This is a genomic window from Roseibium sp. RKSG952, assembly GCF_009711355.1.
Genome location: NZ_SMMF01000686.1, coordinates 1 through 4,158, shown reverse-complemented (window position 1 = coordinate 4,158; position 4,158 = coordinate 1). Strand labels below are relative to the sequence as shown.

Annotated in this window: 3 protein-coding genes; all 3 read right to left on the bottom strand. The window is 49.5% G+C overall.

The features are described 5' to 3' along the window. Positions 1 to 272: 272 nt before the first annotated feature. Positions 273 to 1,583, bottom strand: a complete 1,311-nt coding sequence (locus E1297_RS03885; protein WP_155134146.1) for an HlyD family type I secretion periplasmic adaptor subunit — start codon at positions 1,581 to 1,583, stop codon at positions 273 to 275. A 30-nt stretch (positions 1,584 to 1,613) separates the two neighbouring features. Then, positions 1,614 to 3,440 (bottom strand): type I secretion system permease/ATPase, encoded by a 1,827-nt coding sequence (locus E1297_RS03880; RefSeq protein WP_155134143.1) that lies wholly within the window; start codon positions 3,438 to 3,440, stop codon positions 1,614 to 1,616. A 502-nt stretch (positions 3,441 to 3,942) separates the two neighbouring features. Further along, the coding region (locus E1297_RS49695) for a hypothetical protein (protein ID WP_209015632.1) at positions 3,943 to 4,158 on the bottom strand (216 nt) is incomplete at its 5' end.

Sequence of the window (4,158 nt, the reverse complement as noted above, 5' to 3'; positions counted from 1 at the left end):
CACTTTCAAAATGCCCGCATAGCCGACATATTCAAACGTCCGGAAACAGGGACGAACTCCACCCTCCAATCCTCTCATGGGGGTGAAACACAGCCGTTCCAAATTGGCGAGGTAAATAGACGTGCTCAGGTTCTACAGTTTCAGTACTCACGAACAGCCCAAACACGAAATTCTGCAGGATACCAAGTGCCTGATCGCTTGCTTTCCAAAACCAGTATTCTGTGTAAGTTTTAGTCTCCGGTAAACCCGAGGGGGACAAAGTTGGCAATGCGTCAGTCTTCGTTTAAACTTTTGCGAAATGCGTCCTGAAAAGGCTGCAACAAGTATTGCAATGCCGTGCGTTCGCCCGTCGGTATGATAACTTCAGCCGGCATTCCTGGAGACAATTTGTCTCTCATTTCTGCAGGGAATTCGCTTTCCTTGACCAGAATACGCGCTTGATAATACGGGGACTGGTCAGTGTTTTCAGGTGTGATCGTGTCTGGCGATATATAATCAAGCACGCCAAAGACCGGATGCATATAGCGGTTCTTGAACGAAGGCAGCCGGACTTCGGCTTTCAGGCCCGGGTGAACACTGTTGATATCAAGCATTCCAATTTGGGCATTGATAACAAGCTCTTCGTCCTTGGGTACGATTTCAAGCAACGGCGCACCCGACTTGACCACGCCACCAACCGTGTGCACCTGAAGGTTTTGGACAACCCCGTCAACCGGCGCCCTGATGTCGACACGGCGTAGTGTGTCGGCGGCGATAACTTCTTTTTCTTCAAGTTCTGTCAATTGCTCACGCAAGTCCTGAAGCTCATCGGCCGCCCTCTCGCTGAAACTCTGGCGCAACTTGACAATCTCCAACTTGTCCTCACTTACACTTTCTTGTGCACTTGCGATTTTGGAAATTAAACCACCATAGGTGCCGCTCAATTCGGCTTCAGTTCTCTGAAACTCGGATAGCTTATTCATGGAAACAACCCCCTTCCCCTGCCCTTCCGCCAGACGCGTTACTTCTCCTTCGATCAACCCCATTTCCTTTTCAGTTGCATCGCGTTGCAGTTCGAGGCCATGAATATTTTTTGTCAGTTGCTCGATTTTCGAGTTTTCAATATCGATCTGACTGTTCAAAACCGAGGTCCGCTCCTTGAATAAGTCAAGCTGGGTTTTCACGGCGTGCTGAACCTGCGGGTCCGTAGAATCCGCAATTTCGGGCGGGAATTCCAAGGTTGGTTCGAGTGAGCGCTCTGCCTCCAGGCGCGCAGCTTCGGCCCGGGCAATCTTCAACCGCTTGCCCAACATCGACTGTTCCGCTTTTGCCTGAACCTCACTTAACCTTATCAAAACATCCCCGGCCTTCACTTCGTCACCATTCTTGACCAGAATTTGTTTGACAATGCCACCTTCCAAGTGGTCGACGACCTTCTTTGAACTTTCAACGCTTAATACCCCGTTTGAAACCACGGCACTATCAAGTGGAGCGGTTGCTGCCCATCCTCCGAGCGCACCAAACGTCAAAAATGCGAGCACATAAGCTGCAATGACAAAGGGTTTCGGGCTATGTCTCTCCCCCCCGGTTTTGCGTCTGAACATTGGAAACCTCACAATACTGAAACTGAAAAATTAGTCTGGCTCTTGTCTTCTTGCAGAAGCAGCCGCGACAGCCAACTGGTCTGTTTGTTCCACAGGAGCCCTTGCCGATGTGGAGACAATGCGGTGCGGCTGTGCCCCACTTGTTCCCTGAGATGATTTATCAGTGCGGCCGCCCGGTGCGCCTCCAGCACTGACCATTCCAGATTTCAAGACTTCGTTAGTCGGTCCAAAGGCGCGAACCTTACCGCTTTCAAGAACAAGGACCTTGTCGGAGATACGCAGCATATTCGCTTTGTGACTTACAAAGATAATCGTCGTTCCATCTGCTTTCATCTGCTGCAACGCGTTTACCAGCGCCTCTTCACCGGTCGAGTCCAGACTTGCATCGGGTTCGTCAAGAACCAGTAGTTTCGGGTTACCGAACAAGGCCCGAGCCAAACCGATACGCTGAAGTTGCCCGCCTGACAGTCGCCATCCGCCTTGTCCAACGTCTGTGGCATACCCCTTTGGCAATCCGAGGATCATATCGTGGACGCCTGCCCGTTTGGCCGCTCTTACAACATCCTCATCCCGGTCCGGCTGATATCGTGAGATGTTTTCGGAAATCGTGCCCGAAAAGACCTCCACATCTTGCGGAAGGTAACCGATGAACGGACCAAGCTTGACCGGATCCCAATGTGAAAGCTCGGCTCCGTCCAATCGGACCGCCCCTCTGGTTGGCCAACAGACACCGACCAGATGCCGCACCAAACTGGACTTTCCTGCGCCGCTTGCTCCAATAATTGCGAGCACAACACCCGGCGCAATTGAAAATGCTACGTTCTCCAGTACCGGCCGATCTGAGCCTGGCAGCATGTAAATCAGCTTGTCAACCGACACCGCACCCTTTGGGTCCGGCAAGTCAATATGCTCAAGAGGATCGGTCCCGCCATCCAGAACGGTTTTCAATCTGAGATATGCACCACGTGCGACTATGAACTGTTTCCAATTTGAAACTGATTGTTCAACGGGAGCAAGCGCGCGCCCCATCATCATGGATGAGGCAAACATGATCCCGGCGGTAACCTGGTTTTCTATAACGAGATACGCCCCGGTTGCGAGCATGAGAACCTGCAGAGCCAACCTTACAAATCTCGAAATGGAGAGCGCCCTAGCACTCCGGCCACTTGCAAGAACGTGGCGGTCTACAACGTGGTCGTGTTTTTCCCGCCATTTTTCACTCATCACCCGCTCCATCCCGAGAGCCTTGATGACTTCAGCATTTCGAAAGGTCACGGAAGCAATGTGACTCGCGGTCTGCGCTGTTTCTCCAGCTTCGGCAATGAGTTTCCGTGTTGCAGTTTCATTATACAACGCAAGTGCGAAAATGACGATGGCTCCACCTGTTGCAACCAAGCCGAGCAGTGGATGAAAAAGAAATGTAGCGGCCAGAAACAGAGGCACCCAAGGCACATCTAGGAAGGTAGTCAACCCGTTTCCTGTCAGGAAACCGCGTAGTTTTTCAATATCATCAAGTGCTTGCCGCCCCCCAGGGCTGGAAGGTCGCAATGCGTTGGAAAACACCTTACGAAAGGTGGGTTGGGCCACGATTGTATCGAACTGCACACCCATCCTGACCATCATGTTGGAGCGTAGAAACTCCATACCGCCAAGGATTGCCAGCAACAGCAAGGAAACAAGAACCAACATTAAGAGTGTAAATTCATTTCTGCTTGCCAGAACCCTGTCGTAGACCTGCATAAGAAACAAAGGCGTCGTGAACAACAAAATATTCACACAAAAACTGACAAAAGCGACGGATAATAGATAACTTCTATAACGCTTTATCGCCTTGGATAGCGTATTTTTTTTTGTCATGAATTATACCTCAAACCCAAAACTCTGAATGACGTCGAATATTATTTGCAACATCAGCTATATTAGCCATTTTTCTATTAGATCTATTTCGCGTTCAACCTCTACTCAAGATCGGCAGCCCCATAATTTTCCCCCAATCCCGCCTCGGCAATCCTTGTATGCAAGAATGATTTTCGGTGACGTCCATTCAGCAGACAGAAGACCAATATCGGCTACGACAAAGGAACTTTCACAGACCAACTCACATTAAACCGCATTAACAAGATATGCTTCACGGTCACACCTCCACCCAACACACCATTCTATCGTATAGACTGGCTACACAAGCTGCCCCCCAATCCAATAAACATGGTCACCTTTCAATGCCGCGGGCGGCCGTCGTCGACCAAACGCCCTAAACAACCAACAAAAAAACTCGTATCACTTACCATTTTTTCGTGTAATCATGTGATTTTAACTTATCTCGATAATAATATTAAATTTTACTAATCTTATTAATCACTTAAAAATTAAGGTAATGATTACTAATTACAAATACAATAGGAGTTGTTGCACAAATTCCAACGAAGATTATAGCCCCCAATTCCCTCGAAGGAATGGCGTCATTAGGCATTCTCGAACGCAGGGCGTCAGAGGCGCTCAATGAATTGAGAACACGTAAGCCGATTTTGGCTTCCGTTTTTTGTGCCTCATAGCAGCGCGCTTTGAGCGCCGGACC

Excerpts from the sequence above, each read along its gene's own strand:
- E1297_RS03880 (WP_155134143.1), bottom strand. The coding sequence starts at position 3,440 with ATGACAAAAAAAAATACGCTATCCAAGGCGATAAAGCGTTATAGAAGT.
- E1297_RS03885 (WP_155134146.1), bottom strand. The coding sequence starts at position 1,583 with ATGTTCAGACGCAAAACCGGGGGGGAGAGACATAGCCCGAAACCCTTT.